At 63.1% G+C, this 24,954-nt stretch carries 20 protein-coding genes; 10 read left to right on the forward strand and 10 right to left on the reverse strand.

The window, feature by feature from the left end; genetic code table 11:
- Positions 1-13: 13 nt before the first annotated feature.
- The 6 genes from C7441_RS19930 to C7441_RS19955 all read right to left on the reverse strand — a co-directional run bounded on the left by C7441_RS19930 (position 14) and on the right by C7441_RS19955 (position 7,515).
- Positions 14-1,021, reverse strand: a complete 1,008-nt coding sequence (locus C7441_RS19930) for an NAD-dependent epimerase/dehydratase family protein (protein WP_019173493.1) — start codon at positions 1,019-1,021, stop codon at positions 14-16.
- Positions 1,018-1,446 (reverse strand): EamA family transporter, encoded by a 429-nt coding sequence (locus C7441_RS19935; RefSeq protein ID WP_109614395.1) that lies wholly within the window; start codon positions 1,444-1,446, stop codon positions 1,018-1,020. Before C7441_RS19935 ends, C7441_RS19930 begins: the two co-directional genes overlap by 4 nt.
- A gap of 110 nt (positions 1,447-1,556) precedes the next feature.
- Positions 1,557-2,909, reverse strand: a complete 1,353-nt coding sequence (locus C7441_RS19940) for an FAD-binding oxidoreductase (RefSeq protein WP_109614363.1) — start codon at positions 2,907-2,909, stop codon at positions 1,557-1,559.
- Positions 2,906-4,345, reverse strand: coding sequence for a UbiA family prenyltransferase (locus tag C7441_RS19945; RefSeq protein ID WP_109614364.1), 1,440 nt, complete (start codon positions 4,343-4,345; stop codon positions 2,906-2,908). Before C7441_RS19945 ends, C7441_RS19940 begins: the two co-directional genes overlap by 4 nt.
- A 214-nt stretch (positions 4,346-4,559) precedes the next feature.
- Positions 4,560-4,823: a hypothetical protein gene (locus C7441_RS19950; RefSeq protein ID WP_109614365.1), complete on the reverse strand. Its 264-nt coding sequence runs from the start codon at positions 4,821-4,823 to the stop codon at positions 4,560-4,562.
- Between the two features lie 142 nt (positions 4,824-4,965).
- Positions 4,966-7,515: a mechanosensitive ion channel domain-containing protein gene (locus tag C7441_RS19955; protein ID WP_425326603.1), complete on the reverse strand. Its 2,550-nt coding sequence runs from the start codon at positions 7,513-7,515 to the stop codon at positions 4,966-4,968.
- Positions 7,516-7,711: 196 nt separating this feature from the next.
- Here C7441_RS19955 and C7441_RS19960 point away from each other — a divergent pair, with 196 nt between their 5' ends.
- The 5 genes from C7441_RS19960 (at position 7,712) to C7441_RS19980 (ending at position 13,420) form a co-directional block, all read left to right on the forward strand.
- Complete coding sequence (locus tag C7441_RS19960; RefSeq protein ID WP_109614367.1) at positions 7,712-8,971, forward strand: sarcosine oxidase subunit beta family protein; 1,260 nt, start codon at positions 7,712-7,714, stop codon at positions 8,969-8,971.
- A 68-nt stretch (positions 8,972-9,039) separates the two neighbouring features.
- Positions 9,040-9,342 carry a sarcosine oxidase subunit delta family protein gene (locus C7441_RS19965; RefSeq protein WP_109614368.1) on the forward strand — a complete coding sequence of 101 codons (303 nt, stop codon included), beginning with the start codon at positions 9,040-9,042 and terminating at the stop codon, positions 9,340-9,342.
- Positions 9,339-12,332 (forward strand): sarcosine oxidase subunit alpha, encoded by a 2,994-nt coding sequence (locus C7441_RS19970; protein WP_109614369.1) that lies wholly within the window; start codon positions 9,339-9,341, stop codon positions 12,330-12,332. Before C7441_RS19965 ends, C7441_RS19970 begins: the two co-directional genes overlap by 4 nt.
- On the forward strand, positions 12,325-12,912 hold the full coding sequence (soxG, locus tag C7441_RS19975) for a sarcosine oxidase subunit gamma family protein (RefSeq protein ID WP_109614370.1): 588 nt from the start codon (positions 12,325-12,327) through the stop codon (positions 12,910-12,912). The genes C7441_RS19970 and soxG overlap by 8 nt, the downstream gene beginning before the upstream one ends.
- 115 nt (positions 12,913-13,027) lie before the next feature.
- On the forward strand, positions 13,028-13,420 hold the full coding sequence (locus C7441_RS19980; protein ID WP_109614371.1) for a RidA family protein: 393 nt from the start codon (positions 13,028-13,030) through the stop codon (positions 13,418-13,420).
- A 6-nt stretch (positions 13,421-13,426) separates the two neighbouring features.
- Here the strand turns inward: C7441_RS19980 and C7441_RS19985 are convergent, their stop codons facing one another.
- Positions 13,427-14,137, reverse strand: coding sequence for a nitroreductase (locus C7441_RS19985; protein ID WP_019170613.1), 711 nt, complete (start codon positions 14,135-14,137; stop codon positions 13,427-13,429).
- 168 nt (positions 14,138-14,305) lie between these two features.
- On the opposite strand from C7441_RS19985, the gene C7441_RS19990 reads away from it, so the two are divergent.
- From C7441_RS19990 to C7441_RS20010, 5 genes are all read left to right on the forward strand, one after another.
- Positions 14,306-14,911, forward strand: coding sequence for a helix-turn-helix domain-containing protein (locus C7441_RS19990; protein ID WP_019170614.1), 606 nt, complete (start codon positions 14,306-14,308; stop codon positions 14,909-14,911).
- A gap of 68 nt (positions 14,912-14,979) precedes the next feature.
- A complete protein-coding gene (locus tag C7441_RS19995) occupies positions 14,980-17,430 on the forward strand; it encodes a GcvT family protein (protein WP_109614372.1) in 2,451 nt (816 codons plus the stop codon).
- Positions 17,427-18,332, forward strand: a complete 906-nt coding sequence (locus C7441_RS20000) for a homocysteine S-methyltransferase family protein (RefSeq protein ID WP_109614373.1) — start codon at positions 17,427-17,429, stop codon at positions 18,330-18,332. Before C7441_RS19995 ends, C7441_RS20000 begins: the two co-directional genes overlap by 4 nt.
- Positions 18,325-19,518 carry a pyridoxal phosphate-dependent aminotransferase gene (locus C7441_RS20005; RefSeq protein WP_109614374.1) on the forward strand — a complete coding sequence of 398 codons (1,194 nt, stop codon included), beginning with the start codon at positions 18,325-18,327 and terminating at the stop codon, positions 19,516-19,518. Before C7441_RS20000 ends, C7441_RS20005 begins: the two co-directional genes overlap by 8 nt.
- Positions 19,515-21,974 (forward strand): GcvT family protein, encoded by a 2,460-nt coding sequence (locus tag C7441_RS20010; RefSeq protein WP_170125201.1) that lies wholly within the window; start codon positions 19,515-19,517, stop codon positions 21,972-21,974. The genes C7441_RS20005 and C7441_RS20010 overlap by 4 nt, the downstream gene beginning before the upstream one ends.
- A 91-nt stretch (positions 21,975-22,065) precedes the next feature.
- On the opposite strand, the gene C7441_RS20015 is transcribed toward C7441_RS20010, so the two are convergent.
- The 3 genes from C7441_RS20015 to C7441_RS20025 are packed head-to-tail and all read right to left on the reverse strand — an operon-like array spanning position 22,066 to position 24,753.
- Positions 22,066-22,917, reverse strand: coding sequence for an ABC transporter permease (locus C7441_RS20015; protein ID WP_109614375.1), 852 nt, complete (start codon positions 22,915-22,917; stop codon positions 22,066-22,068).
- Entirely contained in the window at positions 22,914-23,732 is an 819-nt protein-coding gene (locus C7441_RS20020; RefSeq protein ID WP_109614376.1) for an ABC transporter ATP-binding protein, read from the reverse strand. The genes C7441_RS20015 and C7441_RS20020 overlap by 4 nt, the downstream gene beginning before the upstream one ends.
- A gap of 16 nt (positions 23,733-23,748) precedes the next feature.
- Complete coding sequence (locus C7441_RS20025; protein ID WP_109614377.1) at positions 23,749-24,753, reverse strand: ABC transporter substrate-binding protein; 1,005 nt, start codon at positions 24,751-24,753, stop codon at positions 23,749-23,751.
- Positions 24,754-24,954: the final 201 nt, after the last annotated feature.

A 24,954-nucleotide genomic window follows, 5' to 3' on the forward strand; every position in this document is an offset into this window, starting at 1 on the left:
TGTCTCCTGTGGCTCACTCGGCCGCGACGCTTTTGGCGGCGACGGCATGGCCGTCCTTCTTGGCGCGATATTCCTTGTAAGCGGCGATCAGCATGTCCTCGTCGCGATACTGCGGCACCCAGCCCAGCTCGCGCTCGCCCTTGGACACGTCGAGCACGCACTCCTCGTCCGCGATCAGATACTGCTCCGGATCCATGATCGGCATGTTCATCAGATCGAGCAGGTCGAGCGTGCGCTTGACCGCCCAGCCCGGCGTCGGCAGCAGGATCGACCTGGAGCCCGCATGTCTGACCAGATCGCCGAGCAGCTTGCGCACCGGCGGCGGATTGAGCGAGCCCAGATTGTAGGCCTCGTTCGGCACGCCCGCCTTCCAGCCCAGCCGGGCCGCTTCGGCGCAGTCGAACACCGAGATGAACTGATAGGGGTTGCGCCCCGAGCCGATCATCGGCACCGGCAGGTTCCAGTCGATCAGCTTGAACAGTTTTTCCAGAATGCCGAGGCGGCCGGGGCCGATGATGAGACGCGGACGGAACAGTGAAATGTTCATGCCGCGCTTGCGCCACTCGGCGGCAAGCTCCTCGGTCTTCAGCTTGGACAGGCCATATTCGCCCAGCGGCGCGACCGGATGGTCCTCCGTCATCGGCGTGGCCAGGGTGTGGCCATAGACCATGTCCGTGGTGAAATGGACGAGGTTCGGCGCACCGGCCTTGTCCATCGCCTTTATGATGTTCTCGGTGCCGTAATAGTTCACCGGGAAGAAGAAATCGTGACGCCTGGCGCGCACCTGGATAGGCGACAGCATCTTGGCCGACAGGTTGTAGACCATGTCGTCGGCCTTGAGATCGAGCGCGGCGATCGAGGCCGGGTCCGTCACGTCGCACTGGACGAACCGCACATTGCGATAGTGGGGCAAGTCGCCGCGCACGATGTCGGCGACGACCACCTCCTCGCCATCGGCCAGAAGTTTTGGTGCGAGATGACGACCGACAAAGCCGTCGCCGCCAAAAATCACGTGTCTCATTGCGCAAGCTCACTGGTTTGTACAGGTTTCGAGGCCGCCTCGGCCGCGCCGTGGCCACGACCGCTTTGCGCGATCAGTACGGTGCCGACGCAGATGAAGGCGATGCCGGCGATACGCCAGGCGTTGATGTCCTCGCGAAAGATGAAATAGGCGAAGACCGCCACCGCCACATAGGCGAGGCTGAGGAACGGATAGGCGAAGCTGAGTTCGACCTTAGACAGCACGTAAAGATGCGATGCCATCGAGATGACGAAGGTGAGCAGCCCGGCAAAAACCCACGGGCTGAAGATGATCAGCAACAGCTTCAGCACCGGGTTGGCACCTTCGAAGGAGATCGGCGCGAGCGACATCATGCCTTGCTTCAGCATCAACTGCGCGGCCGCGTTGGTCATGACCGTAAAAAGTATGAAAGGAATGTATTTCATCTGTTCAACCACCCTTCAGGACCTTACGGCCCAAGCTGAAAACATTTCGTGAAACTTTCACTTCAAGTTTAACGAATACCGCAAAAACAACCTGAGGCTGTTCCACGGCCTTATTCCGCCGCGCGTGCGCGGTCATGTCGCTCGACCGGCAGTTTCAGTGCGGTGCGCCGCCAGAAATCCGACAGGAAGGCCGGATCGCGCAGCGCCTCCAGTTCACGCCACTGCGGAAACGAGGCTTCGAAGACATCCGCGCTCATGCGCGCGTCCTTGTAGGGATTGACCGCCCCGCCAGCCTCGACGGTGATGGCATCGAGCCGATCGAGGAGCGCTCGTGTCCTCGCGCCGCGGTTCGGAAAATCCAGTGTCAGCGTGTAGCCCGGACGCGGAAAGGAAAGCAGGCCGGGCGAACGCTGCCCGCCAAAACGCTTCAACACGGTGAGGAAAGAACCCTGCCCCGCCGCGCGCGCGGCAGCCAGCAATGCAGGCACCGCCCGTCGCGCCGCTTCTTCCGGAACGACGATCTGGTGCTGGAAAAGCCCTTTCGGGCCATAGAGCCGGTTCCAGTTACGGACGCCGTCGAGCGGAAAGAAGAAGCTTTGGCAGGTCGCATCCTGGGGCCCGCTAGCCCGGCCCTTCTTCCAGCGGTAGGCGGCATTGAAAAGCTTCAGGAAAGGCCGGTTGAGCACATTGACCGGCGGCTGGAACGGAACCGCCAGTCGCGGACCGGCGGACGTTGCAGCGCGCGAGCCGGTCCCGGCATGGTTGCCCGTCATCAGCAGGCCGCGACCGCTTGCCCTGCCCCTTGCGAGTTGATCGATCCACGCAACCGCATATTCATTGGCGGTGTCGGCCGCTTCCGCAAGATCGAAGAATTCGGCCAGATCGCGAAACCGCGCCGCGTTCTCGGTCACGTCCGGCGACGGCACCTTCATCAGTGTGAACCGGGCAGACAGGACAATGCCGGTAAGGCCCATTCCGCCGATGGTGGCGGCAAACAGATGCGGGTTTTCGTTCGCCGAGCACTCGTGGATGCGGCCGTCGGAGCGCAGCAGCGAAAACGACAGCACATGGCAACCGAAAGTGCCGCGCCGGTGATGGTTCTTGCCATGAACGTCGTTGGCGATGGCGCCGCCGAGCGTCACGAACTGCGTGCCGGGAACGACCGGTGGGAAGAAACCATACGGCGCGACATGGGCGATGACGTCGGAAAGGAGGACACCGGCTTCGGCCTCCATCACGCCACTGCCAGGGTCGAACGCCAGAATGCGGTTCATGGTCCGCATGTCGATGACGCCGCCTGCCGTATTCTGGCATGTATCTCCATAGGAGCGGCCATTGCCATAGGCCAGAAGCGCGCCGTTTCCGGCCTTGCCCTGCTTCATCATAGCGATCGCATCGGCCGGCGCGATGGCGCGGCCGGTGGCTGGCACTGTCATGCCGAAGCTGCGGTAGACGGAACTCATGCCATAACCCCGGCAAGCACGAGCATGACCGCACCGACAGCGACCACGAGTTGGCTACGCCAGTCGCGGATGATGAAGACGACCGGATCGTCGTGCAGTTCGTCGCGGCGCGCGAGTATCCACACGCGCATGGTGAGGTAGAGCACGATCGGCGCGAGCGGCCAGACCATCCATGGCATCGGATAGAGCTCGCGCACCGCCGCGCTGTCGATATAGAGCGCCAGCACCAGTGCCGAGCTGAAGGCCGAGGCCATTCCCGCTTGGGCGATGACCTCCTGATCTTCCGTGCGATAGCCGCGTCCGGCGATGCGCTCGCCCGGCTCCAGTCCCGAGGTGCGCAGTTCGACATAGCGCTTCACCAGCGCCAGCGACAGGAAGAAGAAGATCGAGAAGGCAAGCAGCCAGAAGGACACGTCCACCTCCGTGGCCGCGGCGCCGGCAAGAATGCGTATCGTATAAAGACCGGCCAGCGTCAGCACATCGACCAGCAGCATGCGCTTGACCACCAGCGAATAGGCCGTGGTGATGATGAGATAGACCACCAGAACCGCCGCGAACGCCACCGGCAGAAAGCAGGCGGCAATGATGCTGACGGCAAGCAAAACGGTCATCGCGCCAAGGCCGAAGGGGATGGACAGCATGCCACTGGCAAAGGGCCGATTGCGCTTGCTCTGATGGCGCCTGTCGAGCGCGAGGTCGAAAAAGTCGTTGAGAATGTAGATCGCCGAGGCGGCGGCGCTGAAGGAAACGAAGGCCAGCAGGCATTCCAGCAGCATCCGTTCATCCAGATACTGGTGCGCCAGCACCATGGGCACCGCAATCAGCGAATTCTTCAGCCATTGATGCGCGCGCAGCATTTTCAGGATCACACGCAGGTCCGCTTTCGGATGCTCCATCAGTTCGCAGCCATGCTCGGCCTGCCAGCGGGCGGCGTGACGGTCTGGCGCGACGACCAGCGTGGTGCGGGCCGCCTCGAAGACGGCCAGATCGTGACGGCTGTTGCCGGCATAGTCGAAGCCGCCATCGCCATACGCCGCGACAAGCGCGGCGCGCTTGCGCGCGGACGTCATGTTCTCCAGCCCGTCGGTTGCCATTACCGCGTCGAACAGGCCCAGATACGCCGCGACGGCATCGGCGAATTTGCGTGGCGAACCGGTGGCAAGCACGACGCTGCGCCCGTTCTCACGCTCACGACGCAGGCGCTGCAGCAGCTCTTCGCGATAGGCAAGCGCGGCGGGATCGATGTCGACATGCGCGGCGATTGCCTGCTTCAGACGCGCAGGCCCTTTCAGGAGCCACACCGGAACCATGAAAAGGAACAGCGGGTTCTTGCGCAGAAGCAGGAACAACCCTTCCCATAACAGATCACCCGCAATGAGCGTGCCGTCCAGATCGACGGCAAGCGGTATCGCTTTATTCTGCGAGCGTATATCCATGGTAATTCGTCAGCCCAACCCTGATAGGGTCGTGGTATAAAGCGGCGAACACTATGGAAGGTTAAGCTGTGTTGCCATGCCGGCGGTTTTGGCCGGCATCGTTAAGAGGCGACTACCGGAAATGGTAAAGGGCCGGATACCACCGGCCCTTTCGGAATAAAACATGAGCCCGAACCAAAGCTTCGTCTCACTGAAAAGCGCCTAGCTGTGTGCACTACCTGACGCGGCCGACTCCGCCCGAGATTTCCACATCCTCGCTTCCGGTCAGCGCCACGCGGTCGCCGTTCGGCATGGTGACGAAGCATCCGGACGAGCAGAACTCAACGGTTTCGCCGGGCGCCAGCGTCAGCTCCGAGCGACTGCCGCCCTCGGTGACGATCAGCATGCGCGGCTCGCTATCCTTGTTGACCGCACTCGCCGCCAGCACGGCGCCACTTGCGCCCAGAAACGCGAGGCCCGCGAGAATAAGTGTCTTCATCACAATATCGGTGCCTTAACCGCCTCTGTTGCGTCCGCAGGCGTTCCCGCCTTTTGCACGCACCTTATAGATATTCCAAGCTGAACGGCAACTGAATGACATGTTCATGCCACAATGCGAAAAATGCGCGGCTTTGCGCAAATCATGCCGGATCGGGTTTCCTGCGCCGCTTGGGTGCGGGCTGCGCCGCAGCCTCGGCGCGCGCGCGCAAGCGCTCGTGGTGTTCCGCCTCTGCCTTCTCGTCATCCAGCGGCCAACTGGGTGGCACCGCGGACTTCAGATTGAGCTCCCGACGCGGATATGGAATTTCGATGCCTTCCTTCCGGAAGGCCTCCAGAATCGCGAAACGGATGTCGTTCTGCACGGATAGCCCGTTGTTGATGTCAGCCAGAAACAGCCGAACCTCGAAATTCAACGAGGACTCGGCGAAAGCCGAGAACCATACGAACGGCTCCGGATTTCTCAGCACCAGCGGATGACCGCGTGCAATCTCGAGCAGGATTTCGTGTACGCGCTTGGCGTCAGAGCCGTAAGCCACGTGGATCGGTATTTCGACGCGCCCGAGCTTGTTGCGATGCGTCCAGTTACCGACGGCGGCGTTGATCAGATCCGAATTGGGCAGGATGACCGTCTGGCGCTGGAAGGTCTCGATCTCGGTGGCGCGGACACTGATCTTCTTTACCGTCCCGGAAACGGCGCCGGCCACCACCCAGTCACCCGCCTTGAAAGGGCGTTCCGCAAGCAGGATGAGGCCGGAGACGAAATTCGACACCACGTTCTGCAAACCGAAACCGATACCGAGCGAAAGACCGCCGGCGACGAGTGCGAGACTGGAAAGGTTTATGCCCGCCGCGGAAATGCCGATCAGCGCGGCGAGCGCAATGCCGGCATAGCCGACGACGGTTCGGATGGAATTGCGCACGCCGGCATCGACCTTGCCGCGCGCCATCACCGAGCCGTCGAGCCAACCCTGGAACCAGCGAGTGATGAAATATCCGACGACGAAGACGATCAGGCCGGTGATGATCGCAAATGGCGCAAACGAGAACGTGCCGACCTGGAATCCCGTCGCCAGCTTGCTGAGCCAACCGGCGAGATCGCCCGGCTGGAACCCCCATTGGAACAGGATGAATGGCAGGAAGACGATGATGACCAGCACATAGATGAGAATGCTTGCCCCCAGCCCGAGCTGGTCGAGCGAGGTCTCGTCCAGATTGTAGCGACGGGCCAGCCAGCGTCCGACTGCGGTTTGCGCGAAGGTGCCTTCCTCGGCAACCGCGCGAGCCGACAGGAAGCCGATATAGGCGGTGGCCAGCAAGGCTCCCGTAACAACCACCTGCTTCGAAACGAATTGCGCAAGGCTGACATAGCCGAGCAGCGCCGAAACGATGGTGATGCCACCTATCACATAGAGCAGGTAGCGTATCGCTGCCGGCCACGGCCTGTGCCTTCCGTCTTCCCCTGCAAGCGGGCGCACCAAACCGATCAGCAGCAGCAGAATGCCGACCGTCAACGAGGCCAGCAGGCTCTTCACGATGGTGATTGAAAGCGGCGAGCCAAGTGTTTCGCTGACAACGCCCATGAAGGAGTCGAGGCCGACCACGGCGGCCGTCGCCGTCAACAGCCAGACCAGCAGGCGCGCCGCGCGGGTCTGGATCGGGATCAGCCGCCAGTTGGGCGTTTTCGGCGCGAGCGCGGCGTTGCTCAGCCTGTTGATGAAGAAGGCCACGAAAACGATCGTGAATATACCGTTGATCAACAGGCCGATGTCGCCGCGCAGGACGTTGAAATAGGTGTAGAGCCCCAGCGTACCGGCAAGAAACACGCCCATGGCCAGCGTGGGCAGCAGGGTGGACCAGAAAGACACTGACAAGCGACTGAGATAGGATGGTTCCTCAATTCCGGGATCGGGTGTCAGAAGCCGTCCGAAAATGCGCCTGCCGCCGAACTGCAGAGCCGCCGCCGCCAGCAATGCGAAGAAGGTGGCAAGCAGCACCGCCCGGAACTTGAACTGGACCACAAAACGCATCCAGGACGAGAACGCATAGTAAAGACGCCCCCATTCCGACCGCACGGTCGTACCGACTTCGCCGTTGAACGCCTCGCTGATCTGGTAGCGTTTGGTGAGCATGCTGGTGAACAGGTCGCGCCGCAGCGACGAGATCTTGTTCAGCAGCCCGTTCACGCGGACCGAGAGATCCTCGGCCTTGCCGAGCACGACATTTATCTCGGCCTTCTCGTTGGTCAGCGCGCGGCGTTCGTTGGACACCAGCTCCGGCTCGGGCGGCTGCCCCTCTACGGGCGGCGGACCAAGTTGGGTTATGCGCGAATTGATCTCGCCGAGACGGGGGCGGAAGGCCACGCCATTGCTCAGCAAGGCCTTGTCGATCGCTTCAAGCTGGCTGCGGATTTCGACAAGACCGACATCATCGACGGTATCGGCATCCATCTTCGCTTCGATGCCATCGACCTGCTTGGCGAGCGCGTCGATCTTCTCGCGCTGTTCCGCCACAAGTGAACTGGACGGCGTGACTGCCGGCGGCTCGGCCTCACGGGCAGCGGGCGCGGCAGAAGGTGCAGGCTGTGCGGTTGCGGCCGGAGCGTTTTCCTGCGCGTGAGCGGCAGGAGCCGACCCTGCAACAAGAGCGGCCAGAAGACATATTGCTGCAAGATCACGCAATGCTTCGGATATTGAACGGCGCTTCTGAATCAACGGATCACAACCGGCTTCTGAACTGCCGTCAGTGATAAAGACGGCGGGACAACGGGGCAAGCCGCTTGATCGCTGTCGAAGTCGGCCATACGAAAGGTAATGGCGCATTCTTCGCGCTGGCCCGCTTGCCTGCACGATAGGGTGCGCCATCACCTGAACCGGATGGCATGGAATAATGGCAGAATATTCGGTCTTCTCGCTCCTGAGGAATGCTTTCTCGGGAAGTCCCGACTGGAAACCGGCCTGGCGCAAGCCGGACCCGAAACCATCCTACGACGTGATCGTGATCGGGGGCGGCGGACACGGGCTTTCGACCGCCTATTATCTCGCCAAGGAACACGGCATCACCAATGTCGCGGTGCTGGAGAAAGGCTATCTGGGTTCCGGTAATGTCGGGCGCAACACCACCGCCGTGCGTTCCAACTATCTGCTGCCCGAGAACATCCGCTTCTATGAGCATTCGATGAAGCTATGGGAGAACCTCTCCCACGACCTCAACTACAATGTCATGTTCTCGCAGCGCGGTGTGCTCAACCTTGCGCATACCCCCGCCCAGCTCGACGACCTCGCCCGCCGCGGCAACGCCATCGTCCATTCCGGCGCCGATTCCGTACTGATGGCCCCGGCCGAGATAAAACGGCTGATGCCCGGCATCGACATCTCGGGTACGGCGCGTTTCCCGATCACCGGCGGACTGATGCAGTGGCGCGCGGGCACCGCCCGGCACGATGCGGTGGCATGGGGCTATGCGCGCGGCGCGGACCGGCGCGGCGTGGACATTCTGGAGAATTGCGAAGTCACCGGCTTCATCAGGGACGGCGACCGTGTCGTCGGCGTCACCACCACGCGCGGCGAAATCCGCGCGAAGAAAGTGGCTGTGGCCGTTGCCGGTTCGACCGGGCATGTGATGAACCTGGCCGGTATCGACAGGATGCCTATCGAAAGCCATGTGCTTCAGGCTTTCGTGTCGGAATCGCTAAAACCCTTCCTCGACACCGTCGTCACTTTCGGGATGGGCCATTTCTATGTCTCCCAATCCGACAAGGGCGGCCTCGTCTATGGCGGCGACCTCGACGGCTACAACAGCTACGCCCAGCGCGGCAACCTGCCCATCGTGGAGGAAGTGAACAGCGAAATGCTGGCGCTTTTCCCGAGCCTCGCCCGCGTGCGCGTGCTGCGCTCGTGGGGCGGCGTCTGCGACATGTCGATGGACGGCTCGCCGATCATCACGACCGGCCCCCTGCCCGGCATGTATCTCAACTGCGGCTGGTGCTACGGCGGCTTCAAGGCAACGCCCGCTTCCGGCTGGTGCTTTGCCCACACCATCGCCAGGGACGAGCCGCACGAACTCAACGCACCCTTCACGCTCGACCGCTTCCACCGCGGCATTCTCATCGACGACAAGGGCGTGGGCTCGACCCCTCGCCTGCATTAGCGATCCGGAGTCCGCTTCATGCCTGCGCTCTATGCTGCCCCCCTCCATATTTCGCGCGAGTACCGCTCATGCTGATTACCTGCCCCTATTGCGGCCCGCGCGACGTCTCCGAATACACCTATCAGGGCGACGGAAACCGCACGCGTCCCGATCCTGCCTCCACCGACCAGGAGGCATGGAACGCCTATATCTATGACCGGCTGAACCCGCGCGGCGAGCATCATGAAATCTGGCAGCACTCCGGTGGCTGCCGCGCGCATCTCAAGGTCACGCGCAACACGCTGACTCATACGATCTCCAGCGTCGGCTTCGCGCGCGACGCCGGACACCGCAAATCGGACGGCCACCGCAAGACGGGAGCCCAGGCATGAGCCCGCGTCGCGCCGTATCCGGCGGACGGATCGACCGTCTGCGCACCATCCGCTTCACCTTCGACGGCAAGTCCTACACCGGCCATGCCGGTGACACGCTGGCCTCGGCGCTGCTTGCCAATGGCGTCACGCTGTTCGGTCGCTCATTCAAATACCACCGGCCGCGCGGCGTGCTGACGGCAGGCGTGGAAGAGCCGAACGCACTGGTGACGGTGCTGAGCGGCTCCGTGCGCGAGCCCAACATCCCCGCCACCATGCTGGAGATCTATGACGGGCTGATGGCCGAGAGCCAGAACCGGTTTCCGTCGCTCGAATATGATGTCCGGGCCGTCAATCAACTCGGCGGCAAGCTGCTGGGCGCCGGCTTTTACTACAAGACCTTCATGGGACCGGTGATCGGCCCGCTGAAAGGCACGCGCTTCTGGATGTTCTGCGAACACTTCATCCGCCGTGCCGCCGGTCTCGGCCGCGCCGGCATGGAGAAAGACCCGTCGCGTTACGAGCGCATGAACGCCTTCTGCGATGTGCTCGTGGTGGGCGCAGGTCCCACCGGGCTGATGGCGGCCAGGGCGGCCGCGGACCAGGGTGCGCGTGTCGTCCTCGCTGACCTCGACGCAATGCCGGGCGGTTCCGCGAACTGGTCCGACGAGACGATCGACGGCATGGCCGCGGCCGACTGGGCGGCCGAAACGGTGCGCGAACTCAAGGCCCTCGAAAATGTCCGTGTGCTGCCGCGCACCACTGTCTGGGGCTATTACGACAGCAACACCCTGGCAGCACTTGAGCGCGTGGCCGACCACAAGCTGGCCCCGGCCAAGGGTGAGCCGCGCCACCGCCACTGGACGATCCGCGCAAACGCGGTCGTGCTGGCGACCGGTGCGCTGGAACGGCCGCTTGTGTTCCCCGGCAACGACCGGCCGGGCGTCATGCTGGCCGGCGCCGCCGAACGCTACGCCAACCAGTACGGAGTGATGCCGGGCCGCAAGCTCGCGATCTTCACCAACAACGACAGCGCCTATCGTGCCGCCCTGGCGCTAAAAAAGGCCGGCGGCGAAATCGTCGCAATCATCGATATGCGCGACGACGTCTCAGACGCAGCGCAGGAGATCGCCGGCAAGGTCGGCGGCATGCATCTCACCGGCCACGCGGTCATCGGCACCGAAGGCGGCAAACGTCTTGGCGGCATCAAGGCGCAGCGGTTCGATGCCCGCACAGGTGCGCTCTCGGGCGACCCTCGCAACATCCCGGCCGATTGCCTGCTGATGTCCGGCGGCTGGTCGCCGACCATCCATCTTGCCAGTCAGGCTGGACTCAACCCTGTCTGGAGCGACGATCTGCAGGCCTTCCTGCCGCCGCAGGCGACGCAGAACTGGGTCGGCGCGGGCGGATTCAACGGCAGCTTCGCCACCGCTGCCGCGCTGGCGGAAGGCTACGCCGCCGGCCTGAAGGCGACAGGTGCGCCCGCCGTCGACGCCGATTTACCGTCAGTCGATGAAGACGGGCTCGACCCGAGGCCTGCCCCCGTGCTGGAGGTCAGGTCCAAGGGCAAGGCCTTCGTCGATCACCAGCACGACGTGACGGCAGACGACGTCCGCCTTGCCCATCAGGAAGGTTTCGTCTCGGTCGAGCACCTGAAGCGCTACACCACGCTCGGCATGGCGACCGACCAGGGCAAGAATTCCAACGTGCCGGGCCTTGCCATCATGGCCGATGCGCTCGGCAAGCAGATCCCGGAAGTCGGTACCACGCGTTTCCGACCGCCCTTCGCGCCGGTTTCGGTCGGCTCGCTGGCTGCTGAACGCTACGGCGAGATCAAACCCGACCGGCTGACGCCGATGCACGACTGGCACGTCGAAAACGGCGCGGCCATGTATGGCGCGGGCCTCTGGCACCGGCCGATGATCTACGGCCTGCCGGGCGAGACGGTGGAACAGGCCTATATCCGCGAGACGAAAACCGTGCGCGAGGGCGTCGGCCTCGTCGATGTCTCGACACTCGGCAAGATCGCGGTGCAGGGACCGGATGCGGCCGAATTCCTCGACCGTGTCTACACCAACATGTTCTCCACCCTGCCGGTCGCAAAGGCCCGCTATGGCCTGATGTTGCGCGAGGACGGGCTTGCGCTGGACGACGGCACGACATGGCGGCTCGGCCAGCACGACTTCCTGATGACCACCACCACGGCCAATGCCGGCAAGGTGATGCAGCATCTGGAATATCTGCTCGACGTGGTGTGGCCGGAACTCAAGGTGCATCTCACTTCCGTGACCGACCAGTGGGCGGGTGCGGCAATCGCCGGGCCGAAGTCGCGCGAGGTGCTGGCGGCCTGCGTGACCGGCACGAAGGTGGACAATCAGGCGCTGCCCTTCATGGGCATCGTCCATGGCGAGATCGACGGCGCGCCGGTGATGATCTGCCGGCTCTCCTTCTCCGGAGAACTGGCCTACGAGGTCTATTGCGGCGCGGGCCACGGCGCCCATGTGTGGGAAGTGCTGATGAAGGCCGGAAAGCCGTTCGGCATCGTGCCCTATGGACTTGAAGCGCTCGGCACCATGCGCATCGAAAAGGGTCATGTCACCGGCGCGGAGATTGACGGCCGCACCACCGCCCGCGACCTGCATCTCGACTGGATGCTGTCGAAGAAAAAGCCTTTCATCGGCTCGGTCATGATGGACCGTGAAGGGCTGGTTGCCGAGGGCCGCCTGCAGCTCGTCGGCATCGTTCCGCTCGACAATCGGCCGGTGAACGGCGGCGCGCATATCGTCGAAGAGCTGCACGAAGACAGCCCGCGCGACTCGATCGGCCATGTCACGGCCATGTGCTATTCGCCAACGCTCGGCAAATATATCGCGCTGGCGCTGGTCAAGGACGGCAAGGCCCGTCGCGGCACCCGCGCCTTCGTGTCCGATCCGCTGCGCAAGCGTTTCGGCCAGGTCGAGATCGTCACCCACCATTTCTATGACCCGGAAGGGAGCCGCATGCATGGTTGAGCAGGAATCCCCGCTGAAGCTGGTATGGAAACCCGGCTCGCACGGAAATTTTTCCGGCGGCGTCGGCGTCTATCTGTCGGAGACGATGCCGGGCTCAATCGTTCAGCTCGCGGCGTGGCCGGGAGAGGAAAAGGCCATCATCGCGGCCATCAGGAAAGTGGCGGGCCTGACGCTGCCGGATGGCGCGGGCGGCGGCGCGCCGGGCGACGCCAAGGCCGCCTTCGGCTTCGCGCCCGGAAAGTTCCTCGTGGTCGATGAGAAAGAAAGGTTGGCGGAAGCCTTCATCAAGGCCGTCGACATTTCCCTCGGGACCGTCACAGACCTGTCGCACGGCCGCACCGCGATCCGCATCGCCGGCCCGAAGGCCGAGTGGGTGCTGGCGAAATTCTTCGCCATCGACTTTTCGCAAACCGCCTTCCCGGTCGGTGCTGGCCGCTCGACCGTGCATCACGACATTTTCGCGCAAATCCAGCGCACCGCGCCGACGCAGTTCGACCTCTACGTCTTCCGCTCCTTCGCGCGTAGCTTCTGGACCGCGCTGTGCCATGCGTCGGAGGAAGTCGGCTACGAGGTGAGATAGCTGGAGCATGGGCCTGAAAAGTTGCAGACTTTTCGGACAAGACCATGCTTCAAGAACAAAACTTAGAGCGAGATGGAGAGTCTAGGCAAAGTCATCTCGCTCTAACGGAGGAACGATGCTCGAATTCATCAACTCGCCAGAATCCAAAGCCGTCAACCTGCCTTTCAGCCAGGCGGTGCGTGTCGGTGATATCCTTTATCTCTCGGGAGCGCTCGGCAGCCGCCCCGGAACGCTGGAACTCGTTGCGGGCGGGATGGAGGCGGAGGCACGCCAGACGATGGAAAACATCGGCGCAGTGCTGAAGGAAAACGGACTCGGCTTCGCCGATGTCTTCAAATGCACGGTGATGCTGGCCGACATGTCGAAATGGGCTGAGTTCAACAAGGTCTATGTCAGCTATTTCGACCCGGACCGCCTGCCGGCGCGCTCGGCATTCGGCGCGAACGGCCTTGCGCTCGGCGCGCAGGTGGAACTGGAATGCTGGGCCTATATCGGCAAGCCGCGCTGAACGGCCCTACTTCCAGAACGTAACCCATTCTTCCTGCGGGGCGCGGTCGGTGCGAAACGTGCTTTCGGGCTTGGTCGTGTCCTCATGGCCAATCGCCATGCCGCACACGACGATTTCCTCATCCGGAATGTTCAGGATCGGCCGGATCTGCTGGTGGTAGGGGGCGAATGCCGCCTGTGGGCAGGTATGCAGCCCCCGCGCCCGCGCCGCGATCATGATGTTCTGCAGGAACATGCCATAGTCGATCCACGAACCCTGGTTGAGCCTGCGGTCGATGGTGAAGATCATGCCCACCGGCGCGTCGAAGAAGATGAAGTTGCGGTCGTGCTGGGCGCGCATGCGCTCCACCTCGCGCCGGCCGATCCCGAGCGCACTGTAAAGGCCGAAACCGTTGGCGCGCCGGCGCGCCAGATAGGGCTCGAAGAACTGGTCCGGGTAATATTTGTATTCATCCCAGACGGCCTTTTCCGCGCGGATGCCTGAGTTGAGGATCGCGTCCCCGATGCGCTGCCGGGTTTCGCCCGTGGTCACGTAGACCTTCCACGGCTGCATATTCGTGCCGGAGGGGGCGCGCGCCGCGACGTCGAGAATGTCGCGAATGGTTTGATCGTCCACAGGTGTCGGCAGAAAGGCGCGCACGGAGCGGCGCGACTCGATCGCCTCATCGACGATGCGCGTTTCGTCTCTTGAATTGGCCCCGGATTCGCGTGCCAGCATGAACTACTGTTCCTTCTTTATTCGCAACCGGAACGTCTCTCCCTCGCCCGCGGTTGCCCTGCATTTGCACCAGCCTCCCGACTATCGCAAGCAATAGCTTCGCTTCATGAAATTCTGCTTGAATTTTTCACCAAACTGTCATCTGGTGAAATTTGAGGAGAAAATTTCATGCCGGTGCAGAAAGCCCGTCTTTCATCGTCGGAGAGCCTTCCTGAAGGCAGCGCCAACGCCTTGCTCGCAAGCGATCTGCGCGCCTTGCGCAAGGCGCGCGGGCTGACGCTTTCGGAGGTCGCGCTGTCGCTCGGCCGCTCCGTGGGATGGCTGAGCCAGGTCGAACGCGGGCTTTCGACCCCCTCCATAACCGATCTGCGGGCATTTGCCGAAACGTTCGGCGTCTCGCTCAGCCTTTTCTTCGGCCACGATGTTCACGATGAGGACGAGCGCGGCGTGGTGGTGCGGGCCGGCCACCGCCGCTCGCTCGGCACGAGCGATTCCGGCCTCGTTGAAGAACTGCTCTCGCCCGACCTTGGCGGCAGCTTCGAAATGCTGCGCTCGGAGTTCGCGCCGGGCGCCGAGCTGAAACTTCCGGCCAGCCGGCCGACCGAAGAGGCAGGCTATGTGGCCGCCGGTCAGTTCGATATCGAGATCGACGGCGTCTGGCATCACCTTGCCGAAGGCGACAGTTTCCGGTTCGGCGGCAAGCCGTTCCGGTGGAAGAATCCGGGAGAGGAACCGGCGGTCGTGATCTGGGTGATCTCGCCGCCTGTCTATTAGAAGAACGCTGACTTGAACGGACAACGGCCATGAAGACCGGTGCCCGATACGAATTGAGGGAGGATTGAATGGCTGATTTTCCGACGACGGCGCGTGTGGTCATCATTGGCGGCGGCGCGGTCGGCGTCTCAGCGCTCTACCATCTGGCCAAGGCCGGCTGGACGGATTGCGTGCTTCTGGAAAAGAACGAGCTGACCTCCGGCTCGACATGGCATGCCGCCGGCAACGTGCCGACCTTCTCCGCATCCTGGTCGCTGATGAACATGCAGCGCTATTCGACCGAGCTTTATCGCGGGCTGGCGGCCGAGGTCGATTATCCGATGAACTACCACGTCACCGGCTCGCTGCGTCTTGCCCATTCCAGGGAGCGCATGCGCGAGTTCCAGCGCGCCAAGGGTATGGGCCGCTATCAGGGCATGGACATCGACGTTATCGGCCTCGACGAGATCAAGGGCCGCTATCCGTTCATCGAGACGCATGAGCTGGAAGGCGCGCTCTACGATCCCAACGATGGCGACATCGACCCCGCCCAGCTCACGCAGGCCCTGGCCAAGGGCGCGCGCGACATGGGCGCGAAAATTATCCGCTTCTGCCCCGTCACCGGTGTACGCCGTGAAAACGGCGAGTGGGTGATCGCGACCGCCCAGGGAGAAATCCGCTGCGAATATGTCGTCAATGCCACCGGCTACCGCGCGCAGGAAGTGGGCCGCATGTTCGGCCGCGAAGTGCCCATGATGGTGATGAGCCACCAATATATCCTGTTCGAGGAAATCCCCGAGCTTGCCGCATGGTCGAAGGAAGCCGGCCAGAAGCTGCCGCTGCTGCGCGACGTGGATACCTCCTACTATCTGCGACAGGAAAAGAACGGCATGAACCTCGGCCCCTATGAGCGCAACTGCCGCGCCCATTGGGCAACCGCCGACGACCCGATGCCGGAAGACTTCTCCTTCCAGCTCTATCCGGACGATCTGGAGCGGCTGGAATGGTATCTGGACGACGCCGTGCGCCGCGTGCCCATTCTCGGTACCGCCGGTCTTTCCAAGGTCATCAACGGCCCGATCCCCTATGCGCCGGACGGCAACCCGTTGATCGGCCCGATGCCGGGCGTGCCCAATGCCTTCGAAGCCTGCGTCTTCACCTTCGGCATCGCGCAGGCGGGCGGCGCGGGCAAGGTGCTGGCCGAATGGATGACCGAAGGCCACACCGAATGGGACATGTGGTCCTGCGATCCGCGCCGCTTCACCTCCTTTGCGGCAGCCCCCGATTATGCGGTGGCGAAGGGAATGGAAATCTACGGCAATGAATACGCCATCCACTTCCCGCGCCATGCCTGGCCGGCCGGCCGCGACCGCAAGCTGTCGCCGATCCACGATCGCATGAAAAAGCTCGGCGCGCAGTTTGCCGCCAATAATGGCTGGGAGCGCGCGACCTGGTTCGCCCAGGCCGGCGACGACACCTCCGAGGAATCGACCCAGACCTTCAGGCGCTCCGGTCCGTGGGAAAAGCGCATCCGCGAGGAATGCCTCGCCGTGCGCGACGCCGCCGGCATCCTCGACCTGCCCGGCTTTTCGCGCTTCCGCCTGCAAGGCCCCGGCGCGCGCGCCTGGCTCTCGACGCTGATCACCGGCGTGGTGCCGAAGCCGAGCCGCATCGGCCTCGGCTATTTCGCCGATGATGCCGGTCGCATCGTCACCGAAATGTCGATCATGGCCATCGACGAGGATTTTTTCTTCCTCATCACCGCGGCGGTCGCCCAGTGGCACGATTTCGAATGGCTGCAGAAGCATCTGCCCGAAGGCACCGAAATCACGCTGCAGGACGTCACGGAAAACTTTTCGTGCCAGATTCTCTCCGGCCCGAATTCGCGCGCCATCCTTGCCGAACTCACCGACGCCGACCTGTCGAAGCCATGGCTCACGCATCAGAGCGCGCAGGTCGCCGGGCGCTGGTGCCAGCTTGTGCGCGTTTCCTTCGCCGGCGAACTCGGCTGGGAAATCCACACCAAGGTGGACGACACAGCGGCCATCTTCGATGCTGTCTGGGAAGCCGGCCAGAAACACGGGCTGAAGCCTTTCGGCATGTTCGCGCTCGACAGCCTGCGTCTGGAAAAGGGCTATCGCGCCTGGAAGGGCGACCTGTCCACCGACTACACCGTGCTGCAGGGCGGGCTCGAACGTTTCGTGAAATGGGACAAGCCCGAATTCAAGGGCAAGACAGCCCTCCAGAACGAAAAGCAGCAGGGTGCTTCGAAGCGTTTCGTAACGCTGGTGGTCGATGCCGGCGATTGCGACGCGCCTTACATGTCCACGCTCTGGCACGACGGCAAGGTGGTGGGCGAGACCACGTCGGGAGGCTTCGGCTACAGGGTGGACAAATCCATTGCGCTCGGCATGATCCGCGCCGATCTCGCCGTGCCGGGCACCATGGTGCACGTTGAAATCTTCGGCGAGAATTTCCCGGCGGTGGTGCAGGAAGACCAGCCGCTGTGGGATCCGAAGAACGAAAGGTTGCGTGCATGACGAAGGTTGTCCTCACGGATGGCGGCATGGGTCAGGAACTCGTGCGCCGAAGCAGGAGCGAGCCAACCCCGCTCTGGTCGGCGAAAGTGTTGATGGATGAGCCCGATCTGGTGCGCGGCCTGCATGCGGAATTCATCCGTGCAGGGGCGCGCGTCATCACGCTCAACACCTATTCCGCCACGCCTGAGCGACTGGAGCGCGAGGGTGCTCCCGAGCTGTTCAAGCCCTTGCAGAAGCGTGGAATAGACCTTGCCAAAGCGGCACGCGACGAGGCGGGAGACGCAGCCATCGCCGGCTGCCTGCCGCCGCTTTTCGGCAGCTACGCACCGGCGCTGACGATCCCCTATGACGAGACGCTCGATATCTATCGCCGGGTGGTCGCCGAACAGGCCGAGCATGTTGATCTCTTCCTGTGCGAAACCATGGCTTCGGCCGACGAGGCGCGCGCCGCCGTGACCGCCGCGACCGAAAGCGGCAAGCCGGTCTGGGTGTCGTGGACACTGGCCGACCATGGCGAACCGCGCCTGCGCAGCGGCGAAAGCCTTGCCGCCGCCAACGCCGCTCTCGGCGACATGCCGCTGGCCGCGCGATTGATCAATTGCTGCCGCCCGGAAGCGGTCGATGCGGCATTCGCCGATCTGCTGGCGCTCGGCGGCAAGGTCGGCGCCTATGCCAATGGCTTCACCGCCGTCGAGGCGCTGAAGCATGGCGGCACGGTCGATGTGCTGCATGCCCGCCATGACCTCGACCCCGCCGCCTATGCCGATTTCGCGATCGGCTGGGCCAGGCGTGGCGCCTCCATCATCGGCGGTTGCTGCGAAGTCGGGCCGGAGCATATCGCTGCCTTGCGCGACCGCCTGGTTTCCGAGGGTTTCGAGATTGCGGGAGCGTTCGATGCCTAAGCCATCCGCCCGCGTCTCCGACATTATCCCTTCCGGCAAGGACGGATGGGAAGTCCATGTCGAAGCCACCATCCGCAAGGAGGCCGGCGAAGACATCATCATGCTTTCGATCGGCGATCACGACTTCGAGACACCGGGCGAAACGGTCGAGGCCTGCGTGACCGCCGTACGCGGCGGCCATCATCACTACACGCATCTTTCCGGCATTCCGCGTCTGCGCGAAGCCATGGCGAATATCTCGACGCAATCGACCGGCGTCCCCACAACCGCCGACGAGATCATCGCAACGCCGGGAGGCCAACTCGCACTCTATGCCGCCACGCAGGCCGTGCTCGATCCTGGCGACCATGCCATCGTCGTGGCGCCCTACTACGCCACCTATCCGCCAACCTTCCGGGCCGCCGGCGCCGATTACACCGTGGTCGAAGCTCATCCTCAAGACGGCTTCCAGCCGCGCGCGGAAGACATCGAAAAGGCAGTGCGGCCCAACACCCGCGCCATCCTCATCAACACGCCGAACAACCCGACCGGCGCGGTCTACACCCGCGAAAGCCTCAAGGGCCTCGCGGATGTCTGCGTGAGGCACGACCTCTGGCTCATCTCCGACGAAGTCTACTGGACGCTCGGGGGCGGCGAGCATCTGTCTCCGCGCGCCCTGCCCGGCATGGCCGAGCGCACGCTGGTGCTGAATTCCATGTCAAAGAGCCACGGCATGACCGGCTGGCGCATCGGCTGGCTGACCGCGCCGAAGGACCTGATCGAACTGCTTGCGGCCCTCAATCTCGTCACCACCTACGGCCTGCCGGATTTCATCTCCCGCGCGGCCGCCGAAGCTCTGGAAAACGGTTACGGCGTGAAGGAAATCGCCGAGCGCTATGCGACCCGGCGCACCGTGTTCCTTGACGCCGTGCGCGGCCTCAACAACGTCACCGTGCGCGGCTCTGCGGGCGGCATGTATGTCATGCTCGACATCAGCGCCATCGAGCCCGACTGCGAGAAATTCGCCTTCGGCCTGCTGGCTGCCGAAAACGTCGCCGTCATGCCGGGCTCCAGCTTTGGCGAGGCGGCAGCCGGCCATGTCCGCATCAGCCTGTGCCAGCCAGAAGACATATTGAAGGAAGCCGCCCAGCGCCTTCGGCGCTTCACCTCATCCTACAGCCCATCCAAGGAAAGCAGGACCGCATGACCTCTCTGCCGCAAAAGGCCATCCCCGGCAAAGCAAGGGCCGTCATCATCGGCGGCGGCGTATCCGGTTGCTCCGTTGCCTATCACCTTGCCAAGCTTGGCTGGACGGACATCGTGCTTCTGGAGCGCAAGCAGCTTACCTGCGGCACCACCTGGCATGCTGCGGGCCTTATCGGCCAGTTGCGCGCCTCGCAAAACATGACGCGGCTGGCGAAATATTCGGCCGATCTTTACGTCAAGCTCGAGGAAGAAACCGGCGTCGCCACCGGCATGCGCCAGGTCGGCTCCATCACCGTTGCGCTGACGCAAGAGCGCAAGCACGAAATCTATCGGCAGGCCTCGCTGGCCCGCGCCTTCGATGTGGACGTGCGCGAAATCGCGCCGCGGGAAGTCAAGGAGATGTACCCGCATCTCAACGTCTCCGACGTCGTCGGCGCGGTGCACCTGCCGCTCGACGGCCAGTGCGACCCGGCCAACATCGCCATGGCCCTTGCCAAGGGCGCACGCCAGCGCGGCGCGAAGATCGTCGAGGGCGTAAAAGTCACCGCCGTCCACCAGAAGGACGGCCGCGTCACCGGCGTTTCCTGGGCGCAAGGCGAGGAACAGGGCACGATCGAGACGGATATCGTCATCAACTGCGCCGGCATGTGGGCGCGCGAACTCGGCGCCATGTCGGGCGTGACCGTACCGCTGCACGCCTGCGAGCATTTTTATCTCGTCACCGAGGCCATCGAGGGCCTTGGCCGACTGCCGGTGCTTCGCGTGCCGGACGAGTGCGCCTATTACAAGGAAGACGCCGGCAAGATGATGCTCGGCGCCTTCGAGCCCAAGGCCAAGCCGTGGGGCATGGAAGGCATCCGCGAAGACTTCTGCTTCGACCAGTTGCCGGAGGATTTCGAGCATTTCGAGCCGATCCTCGAAATGGGCGTGAACCGCATGCCGATGCTGGGCACCGCCGGCATCCACACCTTCTTCAACGGCCCCGAGAGTTTTACGCCCGACGACCGCTACTATCTCGGCGAAGCGCCGGAGCTCGGCGGCTACTGGGTGGCGGCCGGCTACAACTCCATCGGCATCGTCTCCTCCGGCGGCGCGGGCATGGCGCTGGCGCAATGGATCAACGATGGCGAAGCGCCCTTCGACCTCTGGGAAGTGGACATCCGCCGCGCCCAGCCGTTCCAGAAGAACCGCGCCTATCTCAAGGAGCGCGTCTCCGAAACGCTCGGCCTGCTCTATGCCGATCACTTCCCCTATCGCCAGGTGGAAACCTCGCGTGGCGTGCGCCGCTCGCCCATCCACGAGCATCTGAAGGCGCGCGGCGCGGTGTTCGGCGAAGTCGCCGGCTGGGAGCGCGCCAACTGGTTCGCCAGGGAGGGCCAGGAACGCGAATACCGCTATTCGTGGAAGCGGCAGAACTGGTTCGAGAACGGCCGCGAGGAACATCTGGCCGTGCGCAACAATGTCGGCCTGTTCGACATGACCTCCTTCGGCAAGATCCGCATCGAGGGCCGAGACGCGCTCGCCTTCCTCCAGCGCATGTGCGCCAACGACCTCGACGTCGCACCGGGCAAAATCGTCTATACGCAAATGCTGAACAATCGCGGCGGCATTGAAAGCGACCTCACCATCTCGCGCCTGTCGGAAACCGCCTTCTTCGCCGTAGTGCCCGGCGCCACGCTGCAGCGCGACCTTGCATGGTTGCGCAAGCATGTGCGCGACGAGTTCGTCGTCATCACCGACGTGACCGCCTCCGAATCCGTCCTCTGCCTGATGGGTCCGCGCTCGCGCGAGTTGATTCAAAAGGTGAGTCCGAACGACTTCTCCAACGAGAACAACCCCTTCGGCACGTTCCAGGAAATCGAGATCGGCATGGGTCTCGCCCGCGCCCATCGCGTCACCTATGTCGGCGAACTCGGCTGGGAACTCTACGTTCCGACCGACCAGACGGCGCATGTGTTCGAGGTGCTGGAAGAGGCCGGCCGTGACTTCGACCTGAAGCTGTGCGGCCTGCATACGCTCGATTCCTGCCGTATCGAAAAGGCGTTCCGCCACTTCGGCCACGACATCACCGACGAGGACCATGTACTGGAGGCGGGCCTCGGCTTTGCCGTGAAAACCGGCAAGGGCGACTTTTTGGGCCGCGACGCGGTGCTGCGCAAGAGAGAGGCTGGGTTAGGCCGCCGTATGGTTCAGTTCCGCCTCACCGATCCGGAGCCATTGCTGTTCCACAACGAGGCTTTGGTGCGCGACGGCAAGATCGTCGGTATCATCACCTCGGGCAATTACGGCCACCATCTCGGCGGCGCCATCGGCATGGGCTATGTGCCGTCGGAAGGCCAGAGCGAGTCCGATATTCTCGGCTCGAAATATGAGATCGAGATCGCCGGCGAACGCTTTGCGGCCGAGGCTTCGCTGAAGCCGATGTACGACCCGAAAAGCGAGCGCGTCCGCGCATAAGGCATGTTCCCGAACAGCGGTCATGCCCCAGCTTTGCGACCCGATTGCGCTTGAAAGCTCCCCTCACCCTTGCTGATGAGGGGAGCCGTCATCATCCCTCCCGTTCCAGCGCACTTTCATGCCAGCGTCGCAGCAGCAGGTGCGAGAGCAGCGACAGCAGCAGGAAGATGACGATGCCAGTGAGTGAAATCAGGATCAGCGCCGCAAACAGCCGCGGCGCATTCAGGCGGTAGCCGGCCTCGATGATGCGCGAGGCAAGGCCCGACGACTGACCGGAAGCCCCGGCGACGAATTCGGCGACCACTGCCCCGATCAGCGAAAGCCCTCCGGCAATCTTCAGTCCACCCAGAAAATAGGGCATCGCCGCCGGCAGGCGCAGATGCCACAGTTCCTGCCAGCGCGTCGCTCCATTCAGGCGAAAAAGATCGCGCAGATTGCGATCCACCGAATTCAGCCCCAGCGTGGTGTTGGACAGGATCGGAAAGAACGCCACGATCCACGCGCACAGCAAAAGCCTGGCCGTCTGGTTATCGACATAGATGTTGATGAGCGGAAAGATCGCCACGATCGGCGTGACCTGGAGCACCACGGCGAAGGGAAAGAACGACATTTCCACCCATTTCGATTGCGCGAACAGCACCGACAGTCCCACACCGCCAATGACGGCCAGCAGCAGGCCAAGCAGGGTGATCTTCAGCGTCACCAAGAGCGAACCGAACAGAAGCCCGGCATCCGAATAGAGCGTGCGCACCACCACGCCGGGGCGCGGCAGGATATATTGCGGGATTTCATTCCACACGCAGATGCGGTCCCACAGCCAGATCGCCAGCGCCATGATGGCCACCGGCAGCACCCATCTGCCGATCCGCTCCAGTTGCAGGCGACGCGCGCGGCGCACTTCTTCCTGGTCGATCTCGGGTGTGCGACGCTCGACAGCCGTCATCCCGCCCCCCTGTCGCCGGCCTTGTTCCCCATGGCCGCGCCAAGCGCATCGGAGGCTCGCCGGCACAGCGCCGCATAGTCTGGCGAGGTGCGGAACGCCTCGTCGCGCGGGTAGCCTGCGTCCACCGCGACCTCTTCGAACACGCGTCCCGGACGTGCCGCCATGACGACGATGCGGCTGGACAGGAACACGCTCTCGAACACGCTATGAGTGACGAAAACCACCGTGAAACGCTCTTCCCGCCAGAGTTCGAGCAGGTCGTCGTTGAGCTGGAAGCGGGTGATCTCATCGAGCGCAGCGAATGGCTCGTCCATGAGCAGCAGGCGCGGCCGCGTGATCAGCGCGCGGGCGATGGATACGCGCATCTTCATGCCGCCCGAAAGCTCGCGCGGCACGGATTTTTCAAAACCGGCAAGGTTTACCCGCTCCAGCATCCCCGTTACTGCCGGGGCAGCCTCGCTGCGGGACACGCCTTTCAGCCTGAGCGGCAGCCAGACATTATCGAACACGCTGGCCCAGGGCAGCAAGGTCGGCTCCTGGAACACGAAGCCGATGGACGGCTGTCGCCCCGCACCGCTTTGCCAGTCGATCATGCCGGTGGTGGGCATCGTCAGGCCCGCAATGATGCGCAGCGCCGTGGACTTGCCGCAGCCCGAGGGGCCGAGAAGGCTGACAAAATCGCCTTCCCCGATACTGAGGTCGATGCTACGGAGCGCCGTGACGCCGTTGGGGAAACTCTTGCCGACGGAGCGAAGCGCCAGAAGCGCCGCACCGCTCCCGGCACTTTCGCGTCTTGCTGCCTTGTCGGACCGCATGGCGCCGGGATCCGGCTTATTTTCTGAGTTCGAGCCCGACTCCCTTGTTCACGAATTGCAGCGTATAGGCCTTCTTGATGTCGAGTCCTGCGGGCACGACCTTGGCCTTCACCATCCTGGCATAGAAATCTTCTATATGCGCATCGGTCATTGCACCGATGCCGAGCTTTTCCGTGTCGCCGGAATCGACGATGCCGTAGTCCTTCATCTGCCTGATCGAGAAAGCGATCTGCTCGTCTGTGATGTCGGGATTGTCCTTCTTGATCATATCGTTGGCGGCTTCGTTGTCGCCGTAGAGATAATTGTACCAGCCCTTGGCCGAGCCATCGACAAAGCACTGGACGGCCTCAGGCCGCTCGTCGATCGTTTTCTGCATGACCTCGACGGTCGTGGCATAGGTGCTGAAACCGTAGTCGGCGAGCAGGAAGACGTTGGGCTTGAAGCCACCGGCCTTTTCGACCGCGTAGGGTTCTGAGGTTATGTAGCCCTGCTGGATGGATTTCGGATTGGCAATGAAGGACGCCGGATTGAATGTGTAGGGCACGCGCCTGGCCGGATCGAAACCGTATTCGGCTACCATCCACTGGAAGTAGCTCTGCGCCCCCTCGTCACCGATGATATATTGCTCGGCTTTCGGCAGGTCCTCCCATGTGTCGAGCCCCTGCCCCGGATGCGACATCAGCACCTGCGGTTCCTTCTGGAAACCCGCCGCCACGATGCGCAACGGAATATTCTGCTGCACGGCATCGAAAGCCTGCAGCATGTTGCCGCCCATGTAGAAGTCGATTTTGCCCGCGAGAAGCAATGGCCGGCCGCTTACCTGCGGGCCGCCTTGCAGGAGGGCGACATCGAGACCGCAGGCGGCATAGCTGCCGTCCGTCAGCGCCTGATAGTAGCCGCCATGTTCTGGCTGGGCCAACCAGTTGGTCATGAATGTAACCTTTTCGGCAGCAAACGCTGCCGGGGCGGTTGCCCCCAGAAATGCCGCGAAACCGGCGAAGGCAATGAAATTCCTGCTCATGCACGCCCCTCTTTGTGCCAGCAATTCATAGCTAGGGCACGACAATACGATTCCGTGAGAACAGGAAGGCCTGCAATGGATGCCACACGTTCAAGCGGGCGTCCTTTCACTCCTTCCAGTCCGAAGCCGCCGCCATCATGCCATTCGCGTGAACCATGGTGCTTATTTTCCGAGCGCCTGTCCATAACAATGCAGCAAGGC

Source organism: Pseudaminobacter salicylatoxidans, from assembly GCF_003148475.1.
Classification (GTDB): Bacteria; Pseudomonadota; Alphaproteobacteria; order Rhizobiales; family Rhizobiaceae; genus Pseudaminobacter; species Pseudaminobacter salicylatoxidans.

Excerpts from the sequence above, each read along its gene's own strand:
- C7441_RS19930 (WP_019173493.1), bottom strand. The coding sequence starts at position 1,021 with ATGAGACACGTGATTTTTGGCGGCGACGGCTTTGTCGGTCGTCATCTC.
- C7441_RS19935 (WP_109614395.1), bottom strand. The coding sequence starts at position 1,446 with ATGAAATACATTCCTTTCATACTTTTTACGGTCATGACCAACGCGGCC.
- C7441_RS19940 (WP_109614363.1), bottom strand. The coding sequence starts at position 2,909 with ATGAGTTCCGTCTACCGCAGCTTCGGCATGACAGTGCCAGCCACCGGC.
- C7441_RS19945 (WP_109614364.1), bottom strand. The coding sequence starts at position 4,345 with ATGGATATACGCTCGCAGAATAAAGCGATACCGCTTGCCGTCGATCTG.
- C7441_RS19950 (WP_109614365.1), bottom strand. The coding sequence starts at position 4,823 with ATGAAGACACTTATTCTCGCGGGCCTCGCGTTTCTGGGCGCAAGTGGC.
- C7441_RS19960 (WP_109614367.1), top strand. The coding sequence starts at position 7,712 with ATGGCAGAATATTCGGTCTTCTCGCTCCTGAGGAATGCTTTCTCGGGA.
- C7441_RS19965 (WP_109614368.1), top strand. The coding sequence starts at position 9,040 with ATGCTGATTACCTGCCCCTATTGCGGCCCGCGCGACGTCTCCGAATAC.
- C7441_RS19970 (WP_109614369.1), top strand. The coding sequence starts at position 9,339 with ATGAGCCCGCGTCGCGCCGTATCCGGCGGACGGATCGACCGTCTGCGC.
- soxG (WP_109614370.1), top strand. The coding sequence starts at position 12,325 with ATGGTTGAGCAGGAATCCCCGCTGAAGCTGGTATGGAAACCCGGCTCG.
- C7441_RS19980 (WP_109614371.1), top strand. The coding sequence starts at position 13,028 with ATGCTCGAATTCATCAACTCGCCAGAATCCAAAGCCGTCAACCTGCCT.
- C7441_RS19985 (WP_019170613.1), bottom strand. The coding sequence starts at position 14,137 with ATGCTGGCACGCGAATCCGGGGCCAATTCAAGAGACGAAACGCGCATC.
- C7441_RS19990 (WP_019170614.1), top strand. The coding sequence starts at position 14,306 with ATGCCGGTGCAGAAAGCCCGTCTTTCATCGTCGGAGAGCCTTCCTGAA.
- C7441_RS19995 (WP_109614372.1), top strand. The coding sequence starts at position 14,980 with ATGGCTGATTTTCCGACGACGGCGCGTGTGGTCATCATTGGCGGCGGC.
- C7441_RS20000 (WP_109614373.1), top strand. The coding sequence starts at position 17,427 with ATGACGAAGGTTGTCCTCACGGATGGCGGCATGGGTCAGGAACTCGTG.
- C7441_RS20005 (WP_109614374.1), top strand. The coding sequence starts at position 18,325 with ATGCCTAAGCCATCCGCCCGCGTCTCCGACATTATCCCTTCCGGCAAG.
- C7441_RS20010 (WP_170125201.1), top strand. The coding sequence starts at position 19,515 with ATGACCTCTCTGCCGCAAAAGGCCATCCCCGGCAAAGCAAGGGCCGTC.
- C7441_RS20015 (WP_109614375.1), bottom strand. The coding sequence starts at position 22,917 with ATGACGGCTGTCGAGCGTCGCACACCCGAGATCGACCAGGAAGAAGTG.
- C7441_RS20020 (WP_109614376.1), bottom strand. The coding sequence starts at position 23,732 with ATGCGGTCCGACAAGGCAGCAAGACGCGAAAGTGCCGGGAGCGGTGCG.
- C7441_RS20025 (WP_109614377.1), bottom strand. The coding sequence starts at position 24,753 with ATGAGCAGGAATTTCATTGCCTTCGCCGGTTTCGCGGCATTTCTGGGG.